Here is a 25,313-nt window from a genome sequence, read left to right on the forward strand (position 1 = left end):
GAGCTCCTGAGGAGATCCAGCCCCGATGACCGTCACCACCGCACAGAGCCCACCCGGCGACCAGGAACCGCAGACGACGCCCACGACGCCCGCCGAACCGCCGGCGCCGCGCACCCGGCTGCCCGGACGCCGTACCGGGCTCACCGAGTCCCGCCGCAACCTGTCGACGCTGCGCGCGACCGACGTGTACGCCATGCTCGGCGCCGCCGCCGCGTCCCTCGCGATCACCTGGGTGATGTTCGACCGGCTGCTGCCCTTCAACGGCGCGCTGGGCTTCATCGTGATCGCGTACGTGCTCTTCCTCGGCCTGTACGCGCTGCTGGTCTCCTTCGACGAGGACGGGCCCGCGGTGCGCGACCGGGTGGCCGCCGCCGTCGTCCAGAGCCTCGGCATCGTGATGATCGCCGTCCTGGCCTTCGTGATCGTCTACACCATCTACGAGGGCCGCGACGCGCTGCCGCACCTGAACTTCTACACCCAGTCGATGGCCGACGCGGGCCCGATCGAGCCGCTCAGCGTCGGCGGCATCCTGCACGCGATCGTCGGCACCCTGTGGCAGATCTCCATCGCCCTGGTGATCTGCATCCCGTCCGGACTGGTGTGCGCGGTCTTCCTCAACGAGGTGCCGGGCGCCTTCAGCCGGTTCGTCCGCACCATCGTCGAGGCGATGACAGCGTTGCCCTCCATCGTCGCCGGCCTGTTCATCTACGCCACCTTCATCCTGGCGCTGGGCTTCGACCGCTCCGGCCTCGCCGCCGCGCTGGCCATCTCCGTGATGATGCTGCCGATCATCATCCGCGCGTCGGACGTGGTGATCCGGCTGGTCCCGGGCACGCTGCGGGAGGCGTCGTACGCGCTCGGCACCTCGCGGTGGCGCACGGTGTGGCACGTGGTGCTGCCCACCTCACGGTCCGGACTGATGACGGCGATCATCCTGGGCACGGCCCGCGGCGTGGGCGAGACCTCGCCGGTCCTGCTGACCGCCGGTTACACCGCGGAGCTCAACACCGATCCGCTGCACGACCCGATGGTGTCGCTCCCGCTGGCCACCTTCGAACTGGTCAAGTCCCCCGAGCCCACCTACATCGCCCGCGGCTTCGGCACCGCCGCGGTGCTGCTGGTGCTGGTGCTCGTCCTGTTCGTCATCGCCCGCGTCATCGGCGGCCGCGGGCCGGGACAGCTGACCCGCCGCCAGGAGCACCGCCGGGTGAAGGCGTCCCGCCGTGACGCCCGGCGCTTCTCGGCGCACGCCGTCACCGACCAGCCGTCCGTCAGACCCGCACCGACGAGGAGCACCCCGTGATACCCGCCTCTGTCCGACGCCCGGGCGCTACGCGCGTGTACCAGGCGCTGGCGATCTGCGTCGCCCTGGTCTGCGTGCTGCTGGCGCTGCACCCGCCGGGTGCCTTCGCCGCCACCTACGTCAAGATCAGCGGATCCGGCTCGACCTGGAGCTCCAACGCCATCGAGCAGTGGCGCCGCAACGTCAAGCAGCAGGGACTCACCGTCAACTACTCGGCCGTCGGCTCGTCGGTCGGCCGGACCCAGTTCGCGAACGGCACCTCCGACTTCGGTGTCTCCGAGATCCCCTACGGCCTCACCGAGTTCGGCACCACGGAGGCTCCGCCGCAGCGCAAGTACGCCTACATGCCGATCGTGGCCGGCGGTACGTCGTTCATGTACAACCTGAAGATCGGCGGCAGGCAGGTGACCAACCTCCGGCTGTCCGGAGACGTCATCACCAAGATCTTCACCGGCAAGCTCACCCAGTGGAACGCGCCCGAGATCAAGGCGGACAACCCCAAACTGAACCTTCCCGCCCGCCGTATCGTCCCGGTCGTCCGCTCCGACGGCTCCGGTACGACCGCGCAGTTCAGCCTGTGGATGTCCAAGGAGTACGGCTCCCTGTGGAACGACTACTGCCGCAGGGCCGGCAAGCCCACCCCCTGCGGTCTGACGTCGTACTTCCCGGTGATCCCCGGTTCGGGCTTCGTCGCCCAGTCGCAGTCGCTCGGCGTCGCCGGCTACACCAAGCAGCCCCAGGCCGAAGGCGCCATCACCTACGTCGAGTACTCCTACGCGCGCAACGCGGGCTTCCCGGTGGCCAAGGTCCTCAACAAGGCCGGCTACTACATCGAGCCGACCGCCTCCAGCGTGGCCGTCGCGCTGACCAAGGCCCAGATCAACAACGACGAGCGCTCCGCGAACTACCTCACCCAGAACCTGGACTCCGTCTACACGTTCGGTGACAAGCGCACCTACCCGCTCTCCTCCTACAGCTACATGATCATCCCGACCAAGGAGGAGATGGGCTTCACCAAGGCCAAGGGCGCGACGCTGAGCACGTTCAACGACTACTTCCTCTGCGAGGGCCAGCAACTGGCGGACCGGCTCGGCTACTCGCCGCTGCCGAAGAACCTGGTGCAGGCGGCCATGGACCAGACGAAGCGGATCCCGGGCGCGGTGGCGGCGAACATCGACATCAGCAAGTGCAACAACCCGACCTTCTCCGGCGGGAAGAACGTGCTGCTGGACAACGCCCCCTACCCGCAGGCCTGTGACAAGAAGGGGCCGGACCAGTGCGCGACCGGCACCGGCGGCAACAAGACGCCCACGCAGGTCAGCAACGGCTCCTCCACGGGCGGCTCCGGCTCCGGCGGCGGCACGTCGGGCGGCTCCGGCACGACCGGCGGCTCGGCGTCGACGGGCGGCTCGGGTTCGACGGGCACGGGCGGTACGACGACGGGCGGCACCACCGGCGGTACGACGGGCGGCCCCACCGCCGCGGGCGGCACGACTGGCGGCATCGACCCCGACACCGGTGAGGCGCTCGGCGGCGGCCAGAACACCGGGGACACCTCGGTCGCCGCCAGCCCGGTCTCCCTGGCCTCGGACGATTCCATGGGCCTGCGCACCGCGCTGATGGCCCTGTCGGCCGTGCTCCTGGTCGGCGTGGTCGTCGGCCCGCCCGCGGTCGCCCGGCTGATGGCGGGCCGGAACCGGCGCAAGGGCGGTGCGGCATGAGCACCGCGCTGACCCGGCGGCCCGGGCCGCGCGTCGTCGTCGCCGTGGGAGCCCTGCTGGCCGGACTGGTCCTGGCCCTGCTCCCGGTCCCGCCCGTCACGACCCCCGCCGCGGCGGCGGACAGCGGGGCGGCGGACTCCGCGGTGACGGTGACGGGGAAGAAGGGCCCGTACGACGACTTCTCCAAGCTGAAGGTGACCGTCGGCCAGACGAAGGGGCTGCGGTCGCAGGGGGTTCGGGTCACGTGGGAAGGGGGGGTGCCGACGTCGGAGACCGAGTTCAAGGTCAACTACCTGCAGATCATGCAGTGCTGGGGTGACGACCCGGCCGGGCCCACCCGTGAGCAGTGCGAGTTCGGCGGCACCGGCTTGGCCATTCCGGGCGCCTTCACGTCGACGAGAGGCGTCAACGCCGGTGCCGGCGGTTACGGCAAAGACCCTGGTGAAACGCAGTACACAGGGCCGAACGCCTTCGTTCCGTTCCAGCCCGTCGGTGGTCTCCCGGCCACCACGTCCCGTTCGGACACCACCTACTTCGGCCCGCTGGACACGAACGAGCAGGTCGCCGTCCGCACCTTCGCCAACGGCACCGGGGAGGTGAACTTCGAGGTACAGGACGCGGTGGAGGCTCCCCACCTCGGATGCGGTGCGAACGCCGCGCCCGCCGGCAGCGACCCCGTTCCACGGTCGTGCTGGCTGGTCATCGTGCCGCGCGGCACTCACGAAGCCGACGGTACGGATGCGGTGAATTCGAACACCTCTCAGAACAGTCTCGACTCCTCGCCGCTGTCCGCCACGAACTGGGCCCAGCGGATGGTCGTCCCGCTGACCTTCCAGCCGGTCGACGAGTTCTGCCCGACGGGCCAGCCGGAGCGGCCCACGGCCGGCTCCGAACTGGCGACGGACGCCGTCACCTCCTGGCAGCCGAAGCTGTGCTCGTCCACGGGGAGCACCTTCTCCTTCACCCAGGGCGGGGAGGAGGAGGCCAGGAACCAGGTACTGAACACGACGACCGATACGCCCCTGCTCGGCTTCACCGTCGACCCTGTCGACCAGCAGGGCGCCGCCGCGAAGGTCGTGGAGGCACCGGTGGCGGTGTCCGGGGTGGCGATCGCGTTCTTCATGGAGAGCACGGACGGTGTCGTCCAGGACATGAAACTGACGCCACGGCTCGTCGCCAAGATGCTGACTCATTCCTACGTGAAGGACGTGTCGCTCAGTAAGACGCCCGATTATCTGAACGGGAATCCGGACACGTTCGTCAATGACAAGGAATTCCAGGAGCTGAACCCGGACTTTCCCGCGTTGCCAGGAGCGCCGAGAAGCCTCATGGTTCCGCTGCAGAGCTCCGACACCACCCGGCTGGTCTGGAACTGGCTCCAGTCCGACGCGGACGCCCGGGACTTCCTGTCCGGGAAATCAGATCCCTGGGGTACGAAAGTCAATCCCTACTTCAAGGATCTGGACCTGGCGAAGAGCACCGAGTTGACCGACTACCCCAAGGTGGACCCCACGACCACGGACGCCCTCGCCAACGGTGTCCCTCCGCTGACCTATGCCCTGACCGACCTGGACCCGTACACGGCGGACCTGCACGACGGTGCGGTGCGCACCCTCCGGGGCAACAACAACCGCACCATCCAGTGGCAGGCCGGGGGCAATACCGGAACTCCGCCCAAGCTGATCAACGACCCGCCCCTGCCGGGCAGACGTGCCGTGCTGGCGATCGTCGACACCGCGTCGGCGCAGCGCTACGGACTGAAGACGGCGGCCCTGCGCAACGCGGACGGCACCTTCGTCAAACCCTCGGCCGGCACGCTCACGGCCGGAGTCGAGGCCATGAAGCCGTCGTCCACGGACGCCACCGTGCTCGACCCCGATCCGGCGCGGGCCAAGGGCCAGGCCTACCCACTGACGGCCGTCGCCTACGCCGCGGCCTCGGTGAACCAGGACGCCGCGACCCGCAAGGCGTACGCGCAGTTCATCAGGTACGTGGCCGGGGCGGGCCAGACCCAGGGCCTGGCGGCGGGCCAACTTCCCTACGGCTACGCGCCGTTGCCGGCCGAGCAGCGCGCGCAGGCCGTGACCGCCGCGAACGCCCTGGAGAAGGGCACCACCACGGGCGACTCCACCTCCCCCCCACCGGGCGAGGGCGGCACCGGGGGATCCGGGTCCGGTTCCGGCACCGGCGGAGTCTCCGGCGGCACGGGCACCGGTGGAGGTACCGCGGGCGGAGCCGGCGGGGGCGCCACCGCCAACCCCTCTCAGGCGGCCATTGCGAACAGTTCCGCGTCGCCCTCCTCGGGACCGCAGCAACCCGTCGCGAGCAGCCAGAGCGGAGTCACCCCCAAAGAGGTCATGGGGATAATTCGCTGGGTTTTGCTCGTCGTTCTGTTCCTCGGCGGTGCGGCAGGACTTTCGGGTCCTTTGCTGCTTCGTCTCGCCCATCGACGAATTCCCTAGGAGACACCTAGGAAGCCTCCCCGTAACCTTTCTCTCGTCGGGAATTGGTTGGTCACCGTACGGAATTGATGGAAGCGTGTGCGGTGGCCGACCGGCGGGTCGGCAGCACAGAAATCCGGATTCTCGTTCCAGCCCTCCGGATTCAGCTTGAACGTCCAGTCTTCGAAAACCAGAAAACAAGGGGTTCAGAAGTGAACGTCAAGTCCTACGCCAAGGTCGGCGCTGTCTTCGGTGCCGCGGCTCTCGGTCTCGGAATCCTCACCTCCCCGGCCGTCGCCGACCCGACGCCGCTCACCGACTACCGTCAGCTCGCGGGTGTCGGCTCGGACACCACGCAGTACGTGTTGAACGGCCTCAGCGAGTCCTCCACGGTGACCAACGCGACCGGCAAGATCATCGCGTCGTGGAACGCGACCGGCACGTCCACGATCAAGACCAAGGCGACCGGCTGTGACACCGTCGCGCGCCCCGACGGTTCCTCGGCCGGCATCAACGCGCTGAACGCCGACCTGGCCGCGGGCACCCACTGCATCGACTTCGCCCGCTCCTCGCGTGGTCCGGCGGACACCAGCACCTCCGACCTGACCTTCATCCCGTTCGCCAAGGACGGTGTCACCTACGCCACCGACCTGGGCAGCACGCTGCCGACGAACCTCACCACGGCGCAGCTGGCCGCCATCTACGAGTGCAAGTCCACCGAGTTCCCGAACGCCCAGCCGCTGCTGCCGCAGTCCGGTTCCGGTACCCGCTCGTTCTGGCTGAAGGCCCTGGGCATCACCGAGGCCGACCTCGGCAGCTGCGTCGACGGCACGATCCAGGAGCACAACGGCGAGGCGATCGTCAACGCCAACCAGCTCATGCCGTACTCGATCGCGCAGTGGATCGCCCAGGGCAAGGGTCTCTCGGACGTCCCGAACCGCCGTGGTGAGTCGCGCCTGCGCAGCGTCAACAGCACCGCCCCGACCACCGGCTCGGGCACGTCGATCGCGCTCAACACCGCCTTCACCCCGAACTTCCTCCGGAACGTCTTCAACGTCGTCCCGACCGCCAACCTCACGAACAGCGTCGTCGCCGAGACCTTCGTCGGCTCCACCTCGAAGGTCTGCTCCGACACCACCACGATCACCAAGTACGGCTTCGGCACCCTGGGCTCCACCTGCGGTGACACCTCGACCAAGGCCGAGAGCTGATCCGTGCGCATCGTCTGATCCCCGCGTGACGGCCGGGCACCCTCGGGTGCCCGGCCCCACGCGCTGTCCCGGTACATCCGTCAACCGTCCCCCGGGGGGCCAAGCCATGACAGTGCCACATCCGTTCCGAAGAGCGGCCGCCCTCGCGGCCGCCTGTGCCCTGGTCGTCCTGGGCCTCGTAGCCCTGGTCACCTCACAGTCCCAGCCCGCCCGGGCGGCCTCGGTCGGTGACTTCACCATGACGCCCGGCAGCGGGAGCCTGACCGATGCGCAGCCGATCGCCGGCTCCCTCGGGTTCTCCGGCGCATGTCCCGACGCCGCCATCGAGGACATCAACTGGAACAGCGTTCTCGCCCTGTACGTGGTCAAGCCCGACGGCACCGAGGCGGTAGCGGTGACCGGCATCACCAACGAGGCGCCCTACACCGAGGCGTCCTCGACGGTCTCGCTGGCCGCGGCGGACAACCCCGGTGTGGACGTCAGGAGCCTGTCCGACATCATCGCGGGCGACGGAACGTACGAGTTGCGGCTGCGGTGCGTCGAGAACGACGACTGGTCCATTCCGCCCTCGTCGATCGTGCCGGGCGACCCGTACTGGTCCCAGAAGATCACCGTCACCGGCAACCAGTGGGTGGTCGGGGAAGGTGCCACGGCCACCAGTGTCGCTCTCGGGGCCGACCCCGCCGTGGTCGCACCCGGCGGGACGTCGAAGCTCACCGCGACTCTCTCCCCCGCGGAGGCGACCGGCAGCGTCACCTTCCTGGACGGTGACACGACGCTGGGCCAGGCCACGGTCACGGGCGGGAAGGCCGTGTTCACGACGCCGGCCCTGGCCGAGGGAGCGCACGACATCGTCGCCGAGTTCACCCCGGCCAGTACCGCCGAGTGGGGATCCTCGGAATCCACGCCCACCCGGGTCACCGCGCAGCTGCCCAGGTACGAGATGTACGACAAGGACTCCGGGACCCTGCTCGACTACAACCCGGTGCTCGAGCGCGGCCAGTCGGTGAAGGTCGTCATCCGCGGGTGTGTGGCCGGCACCAAGTACTCGATGGCCATGCGCAGCAACGACACCGAGTTCCCCGACGCCACGGCCGACGCGAGCGGGACGGTGACCTGGGCCTCGCTGACCGTGCCGGACGACGCCGTGGCCGGGCAGACCAACTGGGACTACAGCCCCGACTGCACCGGCGGTGTCAACGCCGTGGGAGCGGTGGACTTCACCCTCGCCGAACCCTCCTCCGAGTCCCCCTCCGCGAGCCCGACCGACGGCTCCACGGACGACCCCACCGACGAGCCCACGGACGGTTCCTCCACCGAGCCGACCGACGGTTCCTCCAGTGGCGGCACGTCCGGCACCACCTCCGGCGGCACGGGCGGCGACAGCACCTCCGGCGGCACCTCCGGCACGTCCGGCGGTTCCGGCGGTTCCGGCGGCGGCCTCGCCTCCACCGGTAGCCAGATCGCGCTGTTCTCCGGCGTCGGCGCCGTCGTCCTCACCGCGGCCGGCATCGCCTTCGTCCGGTACGGCCGCCGCAACGGGCTGCTGACCTTCGGCGAGCCCCGGGCCTGACCGACCGCGCGGACACGGGCGGCGGGCCCCCGCCCCGCCGCCCGCGTCTCCGTCTCTCCACCCCACACCTCTTCACAGGAGCGCGCCCCGTGACCGTTCTGTCCCCGCCCCCGCCGGCCCAGGCGCCGCCGGCGCCGGCGCCCGAACCCGAGCCCCGGCCCCGTGCGGTGGCGCCGCGGGCCGAGCGCCCCGGCTTCGCCTTCGCGGGGGTCGCGCTGTGCCTGCTCTCGGCCCTGCTCCTCGGCTTCGCCGCCAACCTCACCCTCGTGGGGCACCTCCAGCACAGCCGCGACCAGCAGACCGCGTACGACGAGTTCCGCCGGCAACTCGCCCTGGGCGTCGCCCCGGTGGGCCAGCAGACGTACGACGGCAAGATGCTGGAGCCGGGCGCTCCGGTCGCCCTGCTGCGCATTCCTGCCCTGGGCATCCGGCAGGTCGTCGGCGAGGGCACCACCTCGGGTGTGCTGATGTCCGGACCGGGCCACCGCCGGGACACCCCGCTGCCGGGACAGGCCGGCACCAGCGTGATCATGGGCCGCCAGTGGGGATACGGCAGCCCGTTCAACCACCTGCACGAGCTGCCCGTCGGCAGCGACATCCGGGTGACGACCGGTCAGGGCACCGCCATCTACAAGGTCACGGGCATCCGGCGCGAGGGCGACCCGCTGCCGGCCGTCCTCACGGCGAACCAGGGCCGGCTCACGCTCATCACCGCAGAGGGCGGCCCGTACACCCCCTCCGGCACGATCCGCGTCGACGCGGAGCTGACGAGCCCCGTCCAGCCGGCCCCGCCGCGCCCGCTGTCCCTCGGCTGGATCAACGGCTCCGAGCAGGCCATGGGCAGTGAGGGCGCCGCCTGGCTCCCGGTCTTCCTCTGGTCGCAGGCGCTGCTCCTGGCCGCCCTGCTCACCGTGGCCGCCTACCGTGTGTGGGGCCGCTGGCAGACCTGGATCGTCAGCGTCCCCGTCCTGGCCGCCCTCGGCCTCGCCGTCTCCGGCGCCGCCACCCGACTGCTGCCCAACCTGCTCTGAACGACGAGGAGTCCACCATCATGTCCGACACCACCGACACGTCCGGCACCCTCGTCGACGAGATCCTCGACCCGACGGAGAGGATCACCGCCGTCAAGGCGCCGAGGCTCGGCGCCGCCACCGCGCAGAGCGACCCGGCGACGCTGGAGGCCGACGCCATCTCGGCCTGGTTCGGCAACCACAAGGTGCTGGAGCACGTCTCGCTCGTCATGCCCGCCCGCACGGTCACCGCGCTCATCGGCCCGTCGGGCTGCGGCAAGTCCACGTTCCTGCGGATCCTCAACCGCATGCACGAGCTGGTCGGCTCCGCCTCCCTCTCCGGCCGGGTGCTCCTCGACGGCGACGACATCTACGACCGGGGGCGCCGCATCACCCACGCCCGCCGCGAGATCGGCATGGTCTTCCAGAAGCCCAACCCCTTCCCCGCGATGTCGATCTACGACAACGTCACCGCCGGCCTGAAGCTGGCCGGGGTCAGGGCGGGCCGCGACGACAAGGACTGGCTCGTCGAGGAGTGCCTCACCAAGGCGGGCCTGTGGAAAGAGGTCAAGGACCGGCTCCGCCAGCCCGGCGGCGCGCTCTCCGGCGGCCAGCAGCAGCGCCTGTGCATCGCGCGCTCCCTCGCGGTCCGGCCCCGGGTCCTCCTGATGGACGAACCGTGCTCCGCCCTCGACCCGACCTCGACGCGCCGTATCGAGGAGACGATCCACGAGCTGACCGACGAGGTCACCATCGTGATCGTCACCCACAACATGCAGCAGGCGGCCCGCGTCTCCAAGCAGTGCGCCTTCTTCCTCGCCGAGCAGGGCACCCCCGGTGTGATCGTCGAACACGGCCCCACCGAGGACATGTTCGGCAACCCGCAGGACCCGCGCACCACGGACTACGTGAACGGCCGCTTCGGGTAAGGCCGCGGCGGCCCCTCCCACGGCCCCTGCCGGGGCGACCTCACGCTCCAGTCCCGCGGCATACCGCTCTCCCTTCGGTGACGGCCGGCCGGCTACGGCTGGACACGCGTCGGGTGGCTGGAGCCCGTGTTCGGCCCGACGCCGGAGAAGGATCGAGGGGGGACGCGAGAGGGGTATCGAGAGAAGAAGAGCGGCGCGGGTGGTCCGGTCAACGGCTTCGGCTTCGGCTTCGGCATCGGCAGCGGCGGCGACGCGCTGTTCCGCGGCGGGACGTGGACGCCCTGGAGCAGCGTGTTCGTCGGGCTCATCGGCGCGGCCGGGCTCTGGCTCGGGGTGGCCGTGGAGCAGTGGGTGATCGTGGCCTTCTCCGGTGCGGTGACGCTCGTCGCCGTGCTGACATGAATCACGGCGCGCTCGGCCACACCAGCAGCATGTACGCACCGCAGTACGCCGACCCCGCCACCGCGGCCGTCAGCGCGAGCACCCGCAACCGCCGTGACGCGCGGGCGAGATACCCGGCGACGGGCAGCAGCAGCGGGAAGCCGGGCAGGAGGAAGCGGGCCCGCGGGAAGTAGACGCCCCCGCTGGCCACCACGATCACCAGCAGGACCGCGCAGAACACCAGCAGCGGCACCGGCTGCCGGTCCGCCACCGCGAGCCCGAACAGCACGACCGACGCGAGCATCGTCAGGCTCACCACCACCAGGAACAGCTCCGGCCGCGGGACCTGCCCGAACAGGTGCCGCAGCCAGCGCATGGTCTCCGCCCCGCCGTCCAGCTCGTTGTGCCACATCCGCTGTACGGCGAAGTAGCCGTCCCAGCGGCCCAGCCGGAGGCCCACCCAGCCGACGTACGCGCACCAGCCGAGGGGGGCCGCCAGGGCCGCCGTCAGGGCGCGGGCCGAGAAGCGGGTGCGCAGGGAGAGCAGCGCGGTGACCGTCACCGCGGCGGCCACCGCGATGCCGGTCGGCCTCGTCAGCCCCGCCAGCACCGCTCCCGTCGCCGCCCACAGCCAGCGTTCGGCGAGCACCGCGTACAGCGTCCACGCGGCGAACGCCGTGAACAGCGACTCGGTGTAGCCCATCCACTGCACGAGACCCACCGGGTACGCCGCCCACAACACGGTGAGCAGCACCCCGACCCGCCGCCCGCCCAGCCGGTCGCCCACCGCGAACACGCCCCAGGCGGCGACCAGCGACGCCAGCCACGTGAGCCCGAGCCCGGTACTGGCCCGGGTGCCCGGGGTCAGCACGGCCACGGCCTTGACCAGCAGCGGATACAGCGGGAAGAACGCCAGGTTGTTGTGGTCGTAGGCGAGGCCGAGTGTGTGCGCGTACCCGTGGTCGGCGATCCCGAGGTACCACCGGGAGTCCCACTGCGCCGCCAGCATCGGCCACACCCCGTGGTGCCGCCGGTGCGCCCACACGGCGAGGAACACCAGCCCGGTGAGCCGTACGCCGAGATACGCGGCGAGGGCCGGTGCCGCCCGGCGCAGCGCGTGGCGTGGGACGGCCGCGGTGGGGAGGCGGGGTCGTCGGGAGCCCGGGATGTGTCCGCTGGGGGCGGTGTCGGGGGCGGTCGAGGACACGGCGGCGGCTCCAGACTCCGGTACGACGGCGGTGGCGGGCGTTACCCGACCACCGTTTCCCGGCCGCCGGGGCACGGCGTGGTACCCGGGTCAACTACCGCCGGGAAATCACCCGATGGGGTGCTACGGGCCCGTACATGGGCCAACCCGAGGTCCGGAACGGCACGTCTGGCTGCCTGGCTGCCTGCCTGGTTGGCTCCGCGAGGCCCTCCCGACGCCGACGCCAACCGGGGCGGTGGGCCGAGGGGCGCCCGGGGGCGCCCCTCGGTTCAGATGCCGGCTGCTGTCGACAGGTCCCGCTTGATCGCGTCCAGGGTCTCGGTCGCCTTGGCGCGGGCCGCCGGGAGGTCGGCGTGCGTGGCCACCGGGACGACCACTTCCAGGTAGCACTTCAGCTTGGGCTCGGTGCCGCTGGGGCGGACGACGACCCGGGCGCCCGTGAGGGTGTAGCGCAGGCCGTCGGTGGGCGGGAGCCGGTCCGTGCCCCGGTTCAGGTCCTCCGCCTTGGTGACGGGGAGGCCGGCGAGCGCGGCCGGGGGCTGCTCGCGGAGCGTCCGCATGGCGTCCGCGATGACGGAGAGGTCCTCGACGCGGACCGACAGCTGGTCGGTGGCGTGCAGGCCGTGCTCGACGGCGAGGTCGTCGAGGAGGTCGAGGAGGGTGCGGCCCTCCTCCTTGAGGACCGAGGCCAGCTCGGTGATCAGGAGCGCGGCGGTGATGCCGTCCTTGTCGCGGACGCCGTCGGGGTCGACGCAGTAGCCGAGGGCCTCCTCGTAGCCGTAGCGCAGGCCGTCGACGCGGGCGATCCACTTGAAGCCCGTGAGGGTCTCCTCGTAGGGCAGCCCCGCCTTCTCGGCGATCCGGCCGAGGAGGGAGGAGGAGACGATCGACTCGGCGAACACGCCGGTGGCGCCGCGGCGGACCAGGTGGGCGGCGAGGAGGGCGCCGACCTCGTCGCCGCGCAGCATGCGCCATTCGCCGTTGTCCTTGACGGCGGCGGCGCAGCGGTCGGCGTCCGGGTCGTTGGCGATGATCAGGTCGGGGTCGGTCTCGCGGGCCTTCGCGAAGGAGAGGTCCATCGCGCCGGGCTCTTCCGGGTTGGGGAAGGCGACGGTCGGGAAGTCCGGGTCCGGGTCGGCCTGTTCGGTGACGAGGGCGGGGGTGGGGAAGCCGGCCCGGGCGAAAGCGGCGAGGAGGGTGTCCTTGCCGACGCCGTGCATGGCCGTGTAGACGGTCCGGGCGGTGCGGGGGGAGCCGGGGGCCAGGACGGCGTCCGTACGGGCCAGGTAGGCCTCCAGGACCGCGTCGTCGAGGGTTTCCCAGCCGGTGTCGGGGCGGGGGACGTCGTGGAGGCTCGCGATCGAGTCGATCTCGGCGGCGATCTCCGCGTCGGCGGGCGGGACGATCTGGGAGCCGTCGCCGAGGTAGACCTTGTAGCCGTTGTCGCGGGGCGGGTTGTGGCTGGCGGTGACCTCCACGCCGGCGACCGCGCCGAGGTGCCGTATGGCGAAGGCGAGGACGGGGGTGGGGAGGGGGCGGGGGAGTACGACGGCGTGGAGGCCGGCGCCGGTCATGACCGCGGCGGTGTCGCGGGCGAAGTCGGCGGACTTGTGGCGGGCGTCGTAGCCGACGACGACGGTGCCGGTGGTCTGGCCGTGGTTCTTCAGGTACGCGGCGAGGCCGGCGGCGGCGCGGATGACGACGGCGCGGTTCATGCGCTGGGGGCCGGCGCCGAGTTCGCCGCGCAGGCCGGCGGTGCCGAACTGGAGGGTGCCGCTGAAGCGGGCCGACAGTTCGGTGAGGTCACCGGCGTCGATCAGCTTGGCCAGCTCGTCGCGGGTGTCGGGGTCCGGGTCCTCGGCGAGCCAGGTCCTGGCCCGGGCGATGAGATCGTCTTGCACGGTCGTCGTCCAACCTCTCGTGGTGTGCCTGCGGCGCCGGTGCTGCTTCGGTGGGGGTGCGCGTAGCGCCTACGGGTGGTGGTGGGCCGGGGCCGGGCTCGGACCGGCGGTGCTGTCTCTCGTCCCGCACAGGGCGACGGACGCCGGCCACTGCGGGCGGAAACTCCCCACCCCGTCCCCTCCCCGCCGCGCGCGACCGACGACCGACGGCCGACGGCCAAGGACCATGGTGGACCGCTCATGCGACCAACGGTCCGTTGTGGGCTGCCCGTGTGGCCGACGGTCTGTTGTGGCGCCGGGTGCGTGTGTTCGCTCAGGGGCGCGGGGAACTGCGCGACCGGCCGCCGGCGGTCCCGCAGTCGCTCTACGGCCCTTCGTGGCACCCTCTGCCGCGTTTCTCAGATCCTGCCCAGTACCTGCGCGAGCAGCTCGCCCATCTGCGCCGCCGAGTCGCGGCCCGCCTGGAGGACCTCCTCGTGGTTGAGGGGCTCGCCGGTCATGCCCGCCGCCAGGTTGGTCACCAGGGAGATGCCCAGGACCTCGGCGCCCGCCTCACGCGCAGCGATCGCTTCGAGGACCGTCGACATGCCCACCAGGTCCGCGCCGATGACGCGGGCCATGCGGATCTCGGCCGGCGTCTCGTAGTGCGGGCCGGGGAACTGCGCGTAGACGCCCTCTTCGAGGGTGGGGTCGATCTCCTTGCACAGGGCGCGCAGGCGGGGGGAGTAGAGGTCCGTCAGATCGACGAAGTTCGCGCCGACGATCGGGGAGGTCGCCGTGAGGTTGATGTGGTCGCTGATGAGGACCGGCTGGCCAGGGCGCATGCCCTCGCGCAGGCCGCCGCAGCCGTTGGTGAGGACGATGGTCTTGCAGCCGGCGGCGACGGCGGTGCGGACGCCGTGCGCGACGGCGGCGACACCGCGGCCCTCGTAATAGTGCGTGCGGCCCAGGAAGACCAGCGCGCGCTTGTCACCGAAGGAGTACGAGCGGATCTTGCCCCCGTGTCCCTCGACGGCCGGCGGCGGGAAGCCGGGCAGCTCGGTGACCTGGAACTCGGCGTCGGGAGCGCCCAGGGCGTCGACGGCCGGAGCCCAGCCGGAGCCCATCACGAGGGCGACGTCGTGGGTCTCGGCGCCCGTGAGCTCGCGCAGGCGCCCGGCGGCCGCCCCGGCAGCGGCATGGGGGTCGCCCTGGATGTCGTCCGGAAGAAGAGATGCGTTCACGCGGATGAGAGTAGCTGGTCTGGGCCTACGCGCGTAGATGACTGAGGTCACGGGATGACGATCGTTGTCTTGTCGTTTCCAACGAGCGGTGTGACGCGGGTAACTTTTGTTCTGGCTGTGGGTGGTCTGTGTGGTTTGGGGGCTCAGCAGGGGCGCTTGCGGAGTTCCATGACGTAGTCGTGCGGGGCGCCCGCCGACTCCGCCGCGTCGGCGATCTCACCCAGGTAGCGGGCCGACGGGAGGCCGCCCTCGTAGCCGTCGAGGACGTAGAGCCAGGCGGTCTCCTCGCCCTCCAGCGTGTGCACGCGCACGCGTGCCCGGCGGTAGATGCCCATGCCGACGCCCTCCCAGCGGTCCATGGACTCCTCGTCCATCGCGGCGAGGTCGTAGAGGCCGACGAAGACCTGGGAGAGGGGGTCCTCGACGATCGTCGCCAGCGCGCCCTCCCAGCCCAACTGCTCACCGCCGAAGGTCAGCCGCCATCCGTTCAGCCAGCCGGTGGCGCGGAGGGGGGAGTGCGGGGCGCGGCGGGACATCAGCCGTGCGTCGAGATTGCCGGCGTACGCGGCGTAGAGCGACGACATGGGGAGAGGGTACGGCAGCCGTCCCAGGTACCTCTCCAGCCCCAGGAAGCACCGGGTGGCGCCCCCCCGGGCAGTAGCACCTTGAGGGGTGCGGGACAATGGAGTACGTGACTCGGATCGTGATCATCGGTGGCGGACCCGGCGGCTATGAAGCTGCGCTGGTGGCAGCGCAGCTCGGCGCGGAGGTGACCGTCGTCGACTGCGACGGTCTGGGCGGAGCGTCGGTGCTGACCGACTGCGTGCCGTCGAAGACCCTTATCGCCACGGCCGAGGTGATGACCAACTTCGACTCCTCGTACGAGGAGCTGGGGATCATCGTCGCCGACGACACCCCGCCGCTGGAGCAGGCGGCGCGGGTGGTCGGGGTCGATCTGGGCAAGGTCAACCGGCGTGTCAAGCGGCTCGCGCTCGCTCAGTCGCACGACATCACCGCCTCGGTGACGCGTGCCGGAGCCCGCGTCATGCGGGGGCGGGGGCGGCTGGAGGGCATGCAGGCCCTGGACGGGTCGCGGAAGGTCGTGGTCGCGGCCGCGGACGGGAGCGAGGAGACCCTTACGGCGGATGCGGTGCTGATCGCGACCGGCGGTCATCCCCGGGAGCTGCCCGACGCCCAGCCCGACGGCGAGCGCATCCTGAACTGGACCCAGGTCTACGACCTCGACGAGCTGCCCGAGGAGCTCATCGTGGTCGGGTCGGGTGTGACCGGTGCCGAGTTCGCCGGCGCCTACCAGGCGCTGGGGTCGAGGGTCACGCTGGTGTCGTCGCGGGACCGGGTGCTGCCGGGTGAGGATCCGGACGCGGCCGCTGTTCTGGAGGACGTCTTCCGCCGCCGTGGCATGAACGTCATGGCCCGGTCGCGGGCCGCGGCCGCCAAGCGGGTCGGGGACCGGGTCGAGGTGACGCTCGCGGACGGCCGGGTCATCAGCGGTTCGCACTGTCTGATGGCCGTCGGCGCGATTCCGAACAGCGCCGGTCTCGGGCTGGAGGGGGCGGGCGTCAAGCTGCGCGACTCCGGGCACATCTGGACCGACAAGGTGTCGCGGACCACGGCTCCGGGGGTGTACGCCGCCGGTGACGTGACGGGTGTGTTCGCGCTGGCCTCGGTGGCCGCCATGCAGGGGCGGATCGCGATGTACCACTTCCTGGGCGACGCGGTGGCTCCGCTGAACCTGAAGACGGTGTCGTCGAATGTCTTCACCGATCCTGAGATCGCGACGGTGGGGTACACGCAGGCCGATGTGGACGCCGGCAAGATCGACGCCCGGGTCGTGAAGCTGCCCCTGCTGCGCAACCCGCGCGCGAAGATGCAGGGCATCCGGGACGGCTTCGTGAAGATGTTCTGCCGGCCGGGGACGGGGATCGTGGTGGGCGGTGTGGTGGTCTCGCCGCGGGCCTCGGAGCTGATCCATCCGATCTCGATCGCCGTCGACAACAATCTGACGGTCGAACAGATCGCGAACGCGTTCACCGTGTACCCGTCTCTTTCGGGGTCGATCGCGGAGGTCGCGCGGCAGCTGCACACCCGGAAGACCGGCAGCGAACTCTGACGGCCGGAACCGACTCCCCGCTGGTCACGGGGAGTTGTCGAGCATGCGTGCGGCATAGTCGGGTGGGGTAGCTCCTATACCACTTCCGACCCTGCTGTGCGAACAACTTCTGCTATTCGGCGCAAACTGCTGAAACCAGACGGTCGTTGGGGTTACTGTCAGTTTCGTGTTCGCTGCAGAACGTCGCCAATTGATCCTCGAAATGGTGCGCGCGAACGGGGCCGTATCGCTCCGTGAGCTCGCCCGCGTCGTCCAGACCTCAGAAGTGACCGTACGGCGGGACGTGCGCGCACTGGAGGCAGAAGGACTCCTCGACCGCCGGCATGGCGGTGCGGTACTGCCGGGCGGGCTCACGCGGGAGTCCGGCTTTCCGCAGAAGTCACATCTCGCGACCGCCGAGAAGACGGCCATCGCCGATCTCGCCGCGGGTCTCGTCGAAGAGGGCGAGGCCATCGTGGTAGGGGCGGGTACCACCACCCAGGAACTCGCCCGTCGGCTGGCGCGGGTGCCCGGACTCACCGTCGTCACCAACTCGTTGCTGGTGGCGCAGGCGTTGGCCCATGCCAACCGGGTCGAGGTCGTGATGACCGGCGGCACCCTGCGCGGCTCCAACTACGCCCTGGTCGGCTCCGGAGCGGAGCAGTCCCTGCAGGGGCTGCGGGTGTCGAAGGCCTTCCTGTCGGGCAGTGGCCTGACGGCCGAGCGGGGGCTGTCCACGTCCAACATGCTGTCGGCGTCCGTCGACCGGGCGCTGGTGCAGGCCGCCGCGGAGGTGGTCGTCCTCGCCGACCACACCAAGCTCGGTACGGACACCATGTTCCAGACCGTGCCGACGGACGTCATCACCCGGCTGGTCACGGACGAGCCGCCGGCTCACGACGACCGTGCCGCCACGGAGCTCCAGGCCCTCGCCGATCAGGGGGTGCAGATCGCTGTGGCCGGAGCGTCGGGAAACCCGGGGGGTGATCAGGTCCCGGCGCGCCAGCAACAGCATCAGCAGCGTCGGGACGTATCCCTTCCGGGGCCGCGGCGGAGTCAGGTGCCCGGGTCGGGCCTGCGGTCGGCTTCGATGCTGAACGGAGAGCAGCCGACGGGGACCGAGCGGGGGCGGGTCGCCGATATGCGGCGGCGGTGAGGCTGCCTGGTCGCCGTAGGGGTGCAGGTGCCTGGGCGGGTGCGGGCCGGATGTGGTTGCCCGCGCCCCCGCGGCGGCAGCCGCATCCCGATACCGGCCCGCGCCCCTAGGTGAGTCCGCGCAACGTCAGTTCCAGCAATCTGTCCGCCAGATCCGGGTCCCCCGGTGACTCCTCCGCCGCCAGGGCGATGGCGTGGGTGAGCTGGAGCAGGTCGGTGATCTGTACGTCGGCCCGTACCGTGCCCGCTTCCTGAGCCCGGGCCAGCAGGGCCGCGCCCGCCTCCCGCATCGGAGTGCCGCAGCGGGACAGGGCCGAGGCCGATGAGGCTGACATCAAGGCTCTCGACAGGCCCCGGTACGCCGCCGCATGGCCGACCACCTCGTGGAGCCAGGTAAGCAGAGCCCGGCACGGGTCGGGGGCAGACCGCAACTCGGCGGCCCTGGCGAGGAGTTCGTTCACCGCGTCCTCGAAGACCGCGCTCATCAGGGCGTGCCGGTTCGGGAAGTGCCGGTACAGGGTGCCGATGCCCACGCCCGCCCGCCGGGCCACGTCCTCCAGCGAGGCGTCGGTGCCGTGCTCGGCGAACACGGCGCGGGCCTCGGCGAGCAGCCGGTCGTGGTTGCGGCGGGCGTCGGCGCGCATGGGCCGTTCCAGAAAGTCGGGTGCCCGGCGAACGGGCGGGTGCCGTTCGCCGGGCGACGCGGTTCGGGGTCTCGTCAGTCCTTGATCTCGCAGATCACGGCGCCGGAGGTGAGGGACGCGCCGACCTCGGCGGCGAGGCCCTTGATGGTGCCGGACTTGTGGGCGTTCAGCGGCTGCTCCATCTTCATGGCCTCCAGGACGACGATCAGATCGCCCTCCTTGACCTCCTGGCCCTCCTCGACCGCGATCTTGACGATCGTGCCCTGCATCGGTGAGGCGAGGGTGTCACCGGAGGCGACCGGGCCGGACTTCTTGGCGGCCCGGCGCTTCGGCTTGGCGCCGGCGGCGAGGCCGGTGCGGGCCAGGGTCATGCCCAGGGACGCCGGGAGGGAGACCTCCAGACGCTTGCCGCCGACCTCGACGACGACCGTCTCGCGGCCGGCGTCCTCCTCCGCCTCGGCGTCGGCCGGGGCGGCGAAGGGCTTGATCTCGTTGACGAACTCGGTCTCGATCCAGCGGGTGTGGACCGTGAACGGGTCCGCGGAGCCGGTGAGCTCGGGAGCGAACGCCGGGTCGCGGACGACGACACGGTGGAAGGGAATGGCCGTGGCCATGCCCTCGACCTGGAACTCGTCCAGGGCGCGGGCGGCCCGCTGGAGGGCCTCCGCGCGGGTCCGGCCGGTGACGATCAGCTTGGCCAGCAGGGAGTCCCACGCCGGGCCGATGACCGAGCCGGCCTCCACGCCCGCGTCCAGGCGGACACCGGGGCCCGAGGGCGCGTCGAAGGTGGTGACCGTGCCGGGGGCGGGCAGGAACCCGCGGCCCGGGTCCTCGCCGTTGATCCGGAACTCGAAGGAATGGCCGCGCAGCTCCGGGTCGTCGTAGCCGAGCTCCTCGCCGTCGGCGATCCGGAACATCTCGCGGACCAGGTCGATGCCGGCGACCTCCTCGGTCACCGGGTGCTCGACCTGGAGCCGGGTGTTGACCTCCAGGAAGGAGATCGTGCCGTCCTGGCCGACCAGGAACTCACAGGTGCCGGCGCCTTCGTAGGCGGCCTCCTTGAGGATGGCCTTGGAGGCGCGGTACAGCTCGGCGACCTGCGCGTCGGACAGGAAGGGGGCCGGGGCCTCCTCCACCAGCTTCTGGTGCCGGCGCTGGAGCGAGCAGTCACGGGTCGACACGACGACCACGTTGCCGTGCTTGTCGGCCAGGCACTGGGTCTCCACGTGCCGCGGCCGGTCCAGGTAGCGCTCCACGAAGCACTCCCCGCGGCCGAAGGCGGCCACCGCCTCACGGACGGCGGAGTCGTACAGCTCCGGGACCTCCTCGAGGGTGCGGGCGACCTTCAGGCCGCGTCCGCCACCGCCGAAGGCGGCCTTGATGGCGATCGGCAGGCCGTGTTCCTCCGCGAAGGCCACGACCTCGTCGGCGCCCGAGACCGGGTCCGGGGTGCCGGCGACCAGGGGGGCGCCGGCCCGCTGGGCGATGTGCCGGGCGGCCACCTTGTCGCCGAGGTCGCGGATGGCCTGCGGCGGCGGGCCGATCCAGGTCAGACCCGCGTCCAGGACCGCCTGGGCGAACTCCGCGTTCTCGGAGAGGAAGCCGTAGCCCGGATGGACGGCGTCGGCCCCCGCCTCGCGTGCCGCGTTCAGGACCTTGTCGATGTCCAGGTAGCTGGTGGCCGGGGTGTCACCGCCCAGGGCGAACGCCTCATCCGCGGCGCGGACATGCAGAGCGTCCCGGTCCGGGTCCGCGTAGACGGCCACGCTCGCGATCCCTGCGTCCCGGCAGGCCCGGGCCACGCGGACAGCGATTTCGCCACGGTTGGCGATGAGCACCTTGCGCACGATTGAGGCTCCCTCCTTGAAACAAGCCGAGTTTAGGGAAGGCCGACACGGCACTTCGACCCGTCCCCAATGGTGAGCTTGCCCACACGGAGCGTGATGCGAGGCTCGCCCGACCCGCGAAAGCCCTTGTCGCACCAAGGTACGCAGGACTCCTTCGGAAAACCCTAGCCCCGCGATGTGCTCAAGGTCTCTGTGAGAGCGTGCCGCGCCCCACAACGTTTCTTTGTGGAGTCCCTACGAATGGCCCAACGAATCTTTGCCGATGCCCGGCCCCTTGTCCCCGGGTTTACCCGTTAGTAGCGTTCGCGATGTCTTGAACGTACTTCAAGTAACAGCGGCTCCTGGCGGGCCGCGACCGAAAGTGGGTGGGGGCCGGTGGTGCGCAGACCGGTGGCTTGGATCGTGACGGTCGTACTCCTCGCGGAGGCACTCGGCATCGCCGCGCTCAACTGGTTCATGGGAGTGGTCGTCGACCGACAGGACATGTCCCTGGCCGGCCTCGACCCCGACAACATGTCGATGACCGCGAAGATCGGCGCCGTGGTCTTCGGCCTCTACTTCGCCCTGTGCGCCCTGGTGGCCCTGCTGGTGGCGATACGCAACCGGGCGCCCGCCGGCCTCGGCCGCATCCTGCTGATCAGCGTCGCGGTCGTACACGGTCTGCTGGGCGCCGTGGCGTGGAGCCTGATCGGCACGACCGCGTTCCTGGCCATGGTGGTCGTCCTCGCCCTCATCGTGCTGCTGTTGATGACGTACGACCGTGTGGAGAGTGCCGGCGCCGGGGCGGACGCCGACGGCGGCGCGGACGATTCCGGTCCCGGTTCGGCGGGCGGTGACCCGGAACCGGAACCCAGGAAGGACGCGCCGGTCGCCGGGCCGGTCACTCCGCCGGCGCCCACAACTCCGTGATGCCGATGCCCAGCTCCGCGAGCAGCCGGCGGACCAGGGGCAGGCTGATCCCGATCACGTTGCCGTGGTCGCCCTCGATGCCGTCGATGAACGGCGCGCTGCGGCCGTCCAGGGTGAACGCGCCCGCCACGTAGAGGGGTTCGCCGGAGGCGACGTACGCGGCGACCTCCGTGTCGGTGGGCTCGCCGAACCGGACGACGGTGGACGCGGTCGCCGACACGTGCCGGTTGCCCGCCGTGTCCCAGACGCAGTGCCCGGTCTGGAGGGTGCCGGCCCGGCCGCGCATCGACTTCCAGCGGGCGGTCGCCTCCTCGGCGTCCGCCGGCTTGCCGAGTGCCTGGCCGTCGAGGTCCAGCACCGAGTCGCAGCCGATCACGATCGCGCCCTGTACGTCGGGGCGGGCGGCGACGACGGAAGCCTTGGCCTCCGCGAGGGCGAGGGCCAGCTCGGCCGGGGTGGGGGCGGTGACGGCGTCCTCGTCGACGCCGCTGACGATCACCTCGGGGGCGAGACCCGCCTGGCGCAGGAGGTTCAGCCGGGCGGGGGACTGGGAGGCGAGGACGAGTCTGCGCATGGCGCCAGCGTATCGGTGGGCGCCGGCCGGTGGCTCATCTCACGCCGAGAACGATCATCAGCAGGATCATGACCAGGGCCAGGAGGATGCCGAGCCGCCGGAGGGCTTTCTGCACGTCTTGCAGGTCCTTCGGCGGCTCGTCGTCAGGGTCCGACCACAGCATGGCACCAGCGTGCGGCTCGGCCGGGTTGGGGCGCCTGAGTAGCCGTACTCAAATCGGCGCCGTGCGTGTCCCTTGGGTGCGCGGTTCCCCGCGCCCCTGGCCGTCTGGCCCTAGCTCGGCCAGTACGTGCGGGTCCATGCCGTCGGGCTCGGGGTGGGGACGTGGTGCTGGGCGATGCGGGACGGGTCGGACCAGGCGGCCCTTGCCGTCGGGGTGCCGGACGGGGCGGCTGCCATGGCCGCCGCTCTCGCCCTCATCACCGCCAGTGCGGCGGCCAGTTCCTCCGGGGTCGGGTTGCCCCGTATGACCTTGATCGTCACAGCGGCTCCTTACAGGGGGATGTTGCCGTGCTTCTTCGGCGGCAGGGACTCGCGCTTGGTACGGAGCTGGCGCAGGCCTCGGACGACATGCCGGCGGGTGTCCGAGGGCATGATCACCGCGTCGATGTAGCCGCGTTCGGCGGCGGTGTAGGGGTTGAGGAGGTGGTCCTCGTACTCCTGGATCAGGCGGGCGCGGACGGCCTCGACGTCCGCGCCGCCGGCCTCCGCCTCGGCGATCGTGCGGCGGTGCAGGATGTTGACGGCTCCCTGGGCGCCCATGACGGCGATCTGGGCGGTCGGCCAGGCGAGGTTGAGGTCGGCACCCAGGTGCTTGGAGCCCATGACGTCGTAGGCGCCGCCGAAGGCCTTGCGGGTGATGACGGTGATCAGGGGGACCGTCGCCTCGGCGTAGGCGTAGATCAGCTTGGCGCCGCGGCGGATGATGCCGTCGTGCTCCTGGTCGACGCCGGGCAGGAAGCCCGGGACGTCGACGAAGGTGAGGACCGGGACGTTGAAGGCGTCGCAGGTGCGGACGAAGCGGGCCGCCTTCTCGCTCGCCTTGATGTCCAGACAGCCGGCGAACTGCATCGGCTGGTTGGCGACGATGCCGACCGGGTGGCCCTCGACCCGGCCGAAGCCGGTGACGATGTTCGGCGCGAACAGGGCCTGCGTCTCGAAGAACTCGCCGTCGTCCAGGACGTGTTCGAGCACCGTGTGGATGTCGTACGGCTGGTTCGCGCTGTCCGGGACCAGGGTGTCCAGCTCGCGGTCCTCGTCGGTGACGGCCAGGTCGGCCTCCTCCGGGAAGACCGGGGCCTCGGAGAGGTTGTTGGACGGCAGGTACGACAGCAGCTGCTTGATGTACTCGATGGCGTCCTTCTCGTCGCCGGCCATGTGGTGGGCCACGCCGGAGACCGAGTTGTGGGTGCGGGCGCCGCCCAGCTCCTCGAAGCCGACGTCCTCGCCGGTGACCGTCTTGATGACGTCCGGGCCGGTGATGAACATGTGGGACGTCTGGTCGACCATGACCGTGAAGTCGGTGATGGCCGGGGAGTACACGGCGCCACCTGCGCAGGGCCCGACGACCAGGCTGATCTGCGGGATCACCCCGCTCGCGTGCGTGTTGCGGCGGAAGATCTCGCCGTAGGCGCCGAGGGAGGCGACCCCCTCCTGGATCCGCGCGCCGCCGGAGTCGTTGATGCCGATGACCGGGCAGCCGGTCTTCAGGGCGAAGTCCATCACCTTGACGATCTTCTGGCCGTAGACCTCGCCGAGAGCGCCGCCGAAGACGGTGAAGTCCTGGGAGAAGACGGCGATCGGGCGGCCGTCCACCGTGCCGTACCCGGTGACGACGCCGTCGCCGTACGGGCGGTTGTGCTCCAGGCCGAAGTCGGTGGAGCGGTGGCGGGTGAACTCGTCCAGTTCGACGAAGGAGCCCTCGTCGAGGAGCAGCTCGATCCGCTCACGGGCCGTCAACTTGCCCTTGGCGTGCTGCTTTTCGACCGCGCGCTCCGAACCGGCGTGTGTCGCTTCGTGGACACGGCGCTGGAGATCCGCGAGCTTCCCCACGGTCGTGTGAATGTCGATCTCTTCCGGCTCGGACATCGGGATGCGGCTCCCTGCCTGCTCAAAAGGGGGGACGGTTACTCATCCGTAGCGTAGTGGGGCACCTACCAAACGGCAGTGCGGCGTACACCACATCTAGGGTGGCTTGCATGACGCCGCGAGATGCAGCAGACGAGAACAACAATCGCTGGTCCGACCTGGACCGTCCACCGCTCGGGGCGGCGGGACTGCGCAGGGCGCTGGTGCGGGACGGCGGTCATGGCGGCCTCTACTGCGACATCGAGGTCGTGCAGCGCACCGGCTCCACCAATGCGGACCTGGTGGCGCGGGCCCTCGCGGGGGGCGCGGACGAGGGTGCCGTGCTCGTCGCCGAGGAGCAGACGGCCGGGCGGGGCCGCCTGGACCGCCAGTGGACGGCGCCGGCCCGCTCGGGCCTGTTCTTCTCGGTGCTGCTGAAGCCGGCCGAGGTGCCGGTGGCCCGCTGGGGCTGGCTGCCGCTGCTCACCGGGGTGGCGATGGCGACGGGGCTGGCGCGGGTGGCCGGTGTCGATACGGCACTGAAGTGGCCGAACGACCTGCTGGTCACCGTCGGTGACGAGGAGCGCAAGGCCGGCGGCATCCTGGCGGAGCGGGCCGGCGAGGACGGTGTCGTGGTCGGCGTCGGCATCAACGTCACGCTCCGTGCGGAGGAGCTGCCGGTGCCGCAGGCCGGGTCGCTGGCGCTGGCCGGCGCGGTGACCACGGACCGCGATCCGCTGCTGCGGGCGGTGCTGCGGTCCCTGGAGGACTGGTACGGGCGCTGGCGCGCTGCTGAGGGCGATCCGGCGCTCAGTGGGCTCCAGGAGGCGTATGCGGCGGGGTGCGCGACGTTGGGGCGGACGGTCCGGGCCGAACTGCCGGGAGACCGGTCGCTGGTGGGGGAGGCGGTGGCCGTGGACGGGGACGGACGACTGGTGATCGCCACGGAGGCGGGCGTGCAGGAGCCGGTGGGAGCGGGCGACATCGTGCACCTGCGACCGGCGTGAGGGCGGGTGCGGGGGCGGTGTGAGCCGGTGGGGGCGTGTCGGGGCCGGGGCGGGGTGTCGGTTACCGGCGCCGGCAGGATGCCTCCCCCATCGCCCCGGC

22 protein-coding genes are annotated in these 25,313 nt (G+C 71.1%); 12 read left to right on the forward strand and 10 right to left on the reverse strand.

Annotation, left to right across the window (positions count from 1 at the left end; translation table 11 throughout):
• Positions 1-25 precede the first annotated feature (25 nt).
• The 8 genes from pstA to ACZ5K7_RS14835 all read left to right on the forward strand — a co-directional run bounded on the left by pstA (position 26) and on the right by ACZ5K7_RS14835 (position 10,590).
• Positions 26-1,303, forward strand: a complete 1,278-nt coding sequence (pstA, locus tag ACZ5K7_RS14800; protein ID WP_351693085.1) for a phosphate ABC transporter permease PstA — start codon at positions 26-28, stop codon at positions 1,301-1,303.
• Positions 1,300-3,024: a phosphate ABC transporter substrate-binding protein PstS gene (gene pstS, locus ACZ5K7_RS14805; protein WP_468913516.1), complete on the forward strand. Its 1,725-nt coding sequence runs from the start codon at positions 1,300-1,302 to the stop codon at positions 3,022-3,024. Before pstA ends, pstS begins: the two co-directional genes overlap by 4 nt.
• The gene (locus ACZ5K7_RS14810) at positions 3,021-5,486 is read left to right on the forward strand and encodes a hypothetical protein (protein ID WP_468913518.1); all 2,466 of its coding nucleotides are present in this window, start codon (positions 3,021-3,023) and stop codon (positions 5,484-5,486) included. The genes pstS and ACZ5K7_RS14810 overlap by 4 nt, the downstream gene beginning before the upstream one ends.
• A gap of 191 nt (positions 5,487-5,677) precedes the next feature.
• Positions 5,678-6,676: a hypothetical protein gene (locus ACZ5K7_RS14815; RefSeq protein ID WP_351693076.1), complete on the forward strand. Its 999-nt coding sequence runs from the start codon at positions 5,678-5,680 to the stop codon at positions 6,674-6,676.
• Between the two features lie 106 nt (positions 6,677-6,782).
• Positions 6,783-8,249, forward strand: coding sequence for an Ig-like domain-containing protein (locus ACZ5K7_RS14820; protein ID WP_468913521.1), 1,467 nt, complete (start codon positions 6,783-6,785; stop codon positions 8,247-8,249).
• 89 nt (positions 8,250-8,338) lie between these two features.
• Positions 8,339-9,280, forward strand: a complete 942-nt coding sequence (locus ACZ5K7_RS14825) for a sortase (RefSeq protein ID WP_351693070.1) — start codon at positions 8,339-8,341, stop codon at positions 9,278-9,280.
• A gap of 20 nt (positions 9,281-9,300) precedes the next feature.
• Complete coding sequence (locus ACZ5K7_RS14830; RefSeq protein WP_351693067.1) at positions 9,301-10,188, forward strand: phosphate ABC transporter ATP-binding protein; 888 nt, start codon at positions 9,301-9,303, stop codon at positions 10,186-10,188.
• A gap of 126 nt (positions 10,189-10,314) precedes the next feature.
• Positions 10,315-10,590, forward strand: coding sequence for a hypothetical protein (locus ACZ5K7_RS14835; protein WP_468913524.1), 276 nt, complete (start codon positions 10,315-10,317; stop codon positions 10,588-10,590).
• Between the two features lies 1 nt (position 10,591).
• On the opposite strand, the gene ACZ5K7_RS14840 is transcribed toward ACZ5K7_RS14835, so the two are convergent.
• The 4 genes from ACZ5K7_RS14840 to ACZ5K7_RS14855 all read right to left on the reverse strand — a co-directional run bounded on the left by ACZ5K7_RS14840 (position 10,592) and on the right by ACZ5K7_RS14855 (position 15,484).
• Positions 10,592-11,776 carry a hypothetical protein gene (locus ACZ5K7_RS14840; RefSeq protein ID WP_468913527.1) on the reverse strand — a complete coding sequence of 395 codons (1,185 nt, stop codon included), beginning with the start codon at positions 11,774-11,776 and terminating at the stop codon, positions 10,592-10,594.
• A gap of 269 nt (positions 11,777-12,045) precedes the next feature.
• Positions 12,046-13,677, reverse strand: coding sequence for a phospho-sugar mutase (locus ACZ5K7_RS14845; protein ID WP_468913530.1), 1,632 nt, complete (start codon positions 13,675-13,677; stop codon positions 12,046-12,048).
• A gap of 398 nt (positions 13,678-14,075) precedes the next feature.
• Positions 14,076-14,900, reverse strand: a complete 825-nt coding sequence (locus tag ACZ5K7_RS14850; RefSeq protein ID WP_468913533.1) for a purine-nucleoside phosphorylase — start codon at positions 14,898-14,900, stop codon at positions 14,076-14,078.
• A 143-nt stretch (positions 14,901-15,043) separates the two neighbouring features.
• A complete protein-coding gene (locus ACZ5K7_RS14855) occupies positions 15,044-15,484 on the reverse strand; it encodes a gamma-glutamylcyclotransferase family protein (RefSeq protein ID WP_351693053.1) in 441 nt (146 codons plus the stop codon).
• A gap of 98 nt (positions 15,485-15,582) precedes the next feature.
• On the opposite strand from ACZ5K7_RS14855, the gene ACZ5K7_RS14860 reads away from it, so the two are divergent.
• Both ACZ5K7_RS14860 and ACZ5K7_RS14865 read left to right on the forward strand, forming a co-directional pair.
• Complete coding sequence (locus ACZ5K7_RS14860) at positions 15,583-17,031, forward strand: NAD(P)H-quinone dehydrogenase (RefSeq protein WP_351693050.1); 1,449 nt, start codon at positions 15,583-15,585, stop codon at positions 17,029-17,031.
• 202 nt (positions 17,032-17,233) lie between these two features.
• Positions 17,234-18,166 (forward strand): DeoR/GlpR family DNA-binding transcription regulator, encoded by a 933-nt coding sequence (locus tag ACZ5K7_RS14865; protein ID WP_382533308.1) that lies wholly within the window; start codon positions 17,234-17,236, stop codon positions 18,164-18,166.
• 106 nt (positions 18,167-18,272) lie between these two features.
• Here ACZ5K7_RS14865 and ACZ5K7_RS14870 read toward each other — a convergent pair whose 3' ends face one another.
• Positions 18,273-18,809 carry a TetR/AcrR family transcriptional regulator gene (locus ACZ5K7_RS14870; RefSeq protein ID WP_468913537.1) on the reverse strand — a complete coding sequence of 179 codons (537 nt, stop codon included), beginning with the start codon at positions 18,807-18,809 and terminating at the stop codon, positions 18,273-18,275.
• A 74-nt stretch (positions 18,810-18,883) separates the two neighbouring features.
• Positions 18,884-20,656 (reverse strand): acetyl/propionyl/methylcrotonyl-CoA carboxylase subunit alpha, encoded by a 1,773-nt coding sequence (locus ACZ5K7_RS14875; protein WP_351693041.1) that lies wholly within the window; start codon positions 20,654-20,656, stop codon positions 18,884-18,886.
• A gap of 375 nt (positions 20,657-21,031) precedes the next feature.
• Between ACZ5K7_RS14875 and ACZ5K7_RS14880 the strand changes: the two genes are divergently transcribed.
• Positions 21,032-21,565 carry a hypothetical protein gene (locus ACZ5K7_RS14880; RefSeq protein WP_351693038.1) on the forward strand — a complete coding sequence of 178 codons (534 nt, stop codon included), beginning with the start codon at positions 21,032-21,034 and terminating at the stop codon, positions 21,563-21,565.
• Here the strand turns inward: ACZ5K7_RS14880 and ACZ5K7_RS14885 are convergent.
• From ACZ5K7_RS14885 to ACZ5K7_RS14900, 4 genes are all read right to left on the reverse strand, one after another.
• Entirely contained in the window at positions 21,537-22,139 is a 603-nt protein-coding gene (locus ACZ5K7_RS14885; protein WP_351693035.1) for a Maf family protein, read from the reverse strand. The two genes, ACZ5K7_RS14880 and ACZ5K7_RS14885, sit on opposite strands and share 29 nt — an antisense overlap.
• 34 nt (positions 22,140-22,173) lie before the next feature.
• A complete protein-coding gene (mmpB, locus tag ACZ5K7_RS14890; protein ID WP_351693019.1) occupies positions 22,174-22,302 on the reverse strand; it encodes a morphogenic membrane protein MmpB in 129 nt (42 codons plus the stop codon).
• 110 nt (positions 22,303-22,412) lie between these two features.
• Positions 22,413-22,622, reverse strand: a complete 210-nt coding sequence (locus tag ACZ5K7_RS14895) for an acyl-CoA carboxylase epsilon subunit (protein WP_351693016.1) — start codon at positions 22,620-22,622, stop codon at positions 22,413-22,415.
• Positions 22,623-22,631: 9 nt separating this feature from the next.
• Positions 22,632-24,227: an acyl-CoA carboxylase subunit beta gene (locus tag ACZ5K7_RS14900; protein ID WP_468913543.1), complete on the reverse strand. Its 1,596-nt coding sequence runs from the start codon at positions 24,225-24,227 to the stop codon at positions 22,632-22,634.
• A gap of 110 nt (positions 24,228-24,337) precedes the next feature.
• Here ACZ5K7_RS14900 and ACZ5K7_RS14905 point away from each other — a divergent pair, with 110 nt between their 5' ends.
• The gene (locus tag ACZ5K7_RS14905) at positions 24,338-25,213 is read left to right on the forward strand and encodes a biotin--[acetyl-CoA-carboxylase] ligase (protein WP_351693010.1); all 876 of its coding nucleotides are present in this window, start codon (positions 24,338-24,340) and stop codon (positions 25,211-25,213) included.
• Positions 25,214-25,313: the final 100 nt, after the last annotated feature.

This window comes from Streptomyces sp. NPDC031497, assembly GCF_055580905.1.

Excerpts from the sequence above, each read along its gene's own strand:
- ACZ5K7_RS14810 (WP_468913518.1), top strand. The coding sequence starts at position 3,021 with ATGAGCACCGCGCTGACCCGGCGGCCCGGGCCGCGCGTCGTCGTCGCC.
- ACZ5K7_RS14855 (WP_351693053.1), bottom strand. The coding sequence starts at position 15,484 with ATGTCGTCGCTCTACGCCGCGTACGCCGGCAATCTCGACGCACGGCTG.
- ACZ5K7_RS14830 (WP_351693067.1), top strand. The coding sequence starts at position 9,301 with ATGTCCGACACCACCGACACGTCCGGCACCCTCGTCGACGAGATCCTC.
- ACZ5K7_RS14900 (WP_468913543.1), bottom strand. The coding sequence starts at position 24,227 with ATGTCCGAGCCGGAAGAGATCGACATTCACACGACCGTGGGGAAGCTC.
- ACZ5K7_RS14860 (WP_351693050.1), top strand. The coding sequence starts at position 15,583 with ATGGAGTACGTGACTCGGATCGTGATCATCGGTGGCGGACCCGGCGGC.
- ACZ5K7_RS14865 (WP_382533308.1), top strand. The coding sequence starts at position 17,234 with ATGGTGCGCGCGAACGGGGCCGTATCGCTCCGTGAGCTCGCCCGCGTC.
- ACZ5K7_RS14820 (WP_468913521.1), top strand. The coding sequence starts at position 6,783 with ATGACAGTGCCACATCCGTTCCGAAGAGCGGCCGCCCTCGCGGCCGCC.
- mmpB (WP_351693019.1), bottom strand. The coding sequence starts at position 22,302 with ATGCTGTGGTCGGACCCTGACGACGAGCCGCCGAAGGACCTGCAAGAC.
- ACZ5K7_RS14905 (WP_351693010.1), top strand. The coding sequence starts at position 24,338 with ATGACGCCGCGAGATGCAGCAGACGAGAACAACAATCGCTGGTCCGAC.
- pstA (WP_351693085.1), top strand. The coding sequence starts at position 26 with ATGACCGTCACCACCGCACAGAGCCCACCCGGCGACCAGGAACCGCAG.
- ACZ5K7_RS14870 (WP_468913537.1), bottom strand. The coding sequence starts at position 18,809 with ATGCGCGCCGACGCCCGCCGCAACCACGACCGGCTGCTCGCCGAGGCC.
- ACZ5K7_RS14885 (WP_351693035.1), bottom strand. The coding sequence starts at position 22,139 with ATGCGCAGACTCGTCCTCGCCTCCCAGTCCCCCGCCCGGCTGAACCTC.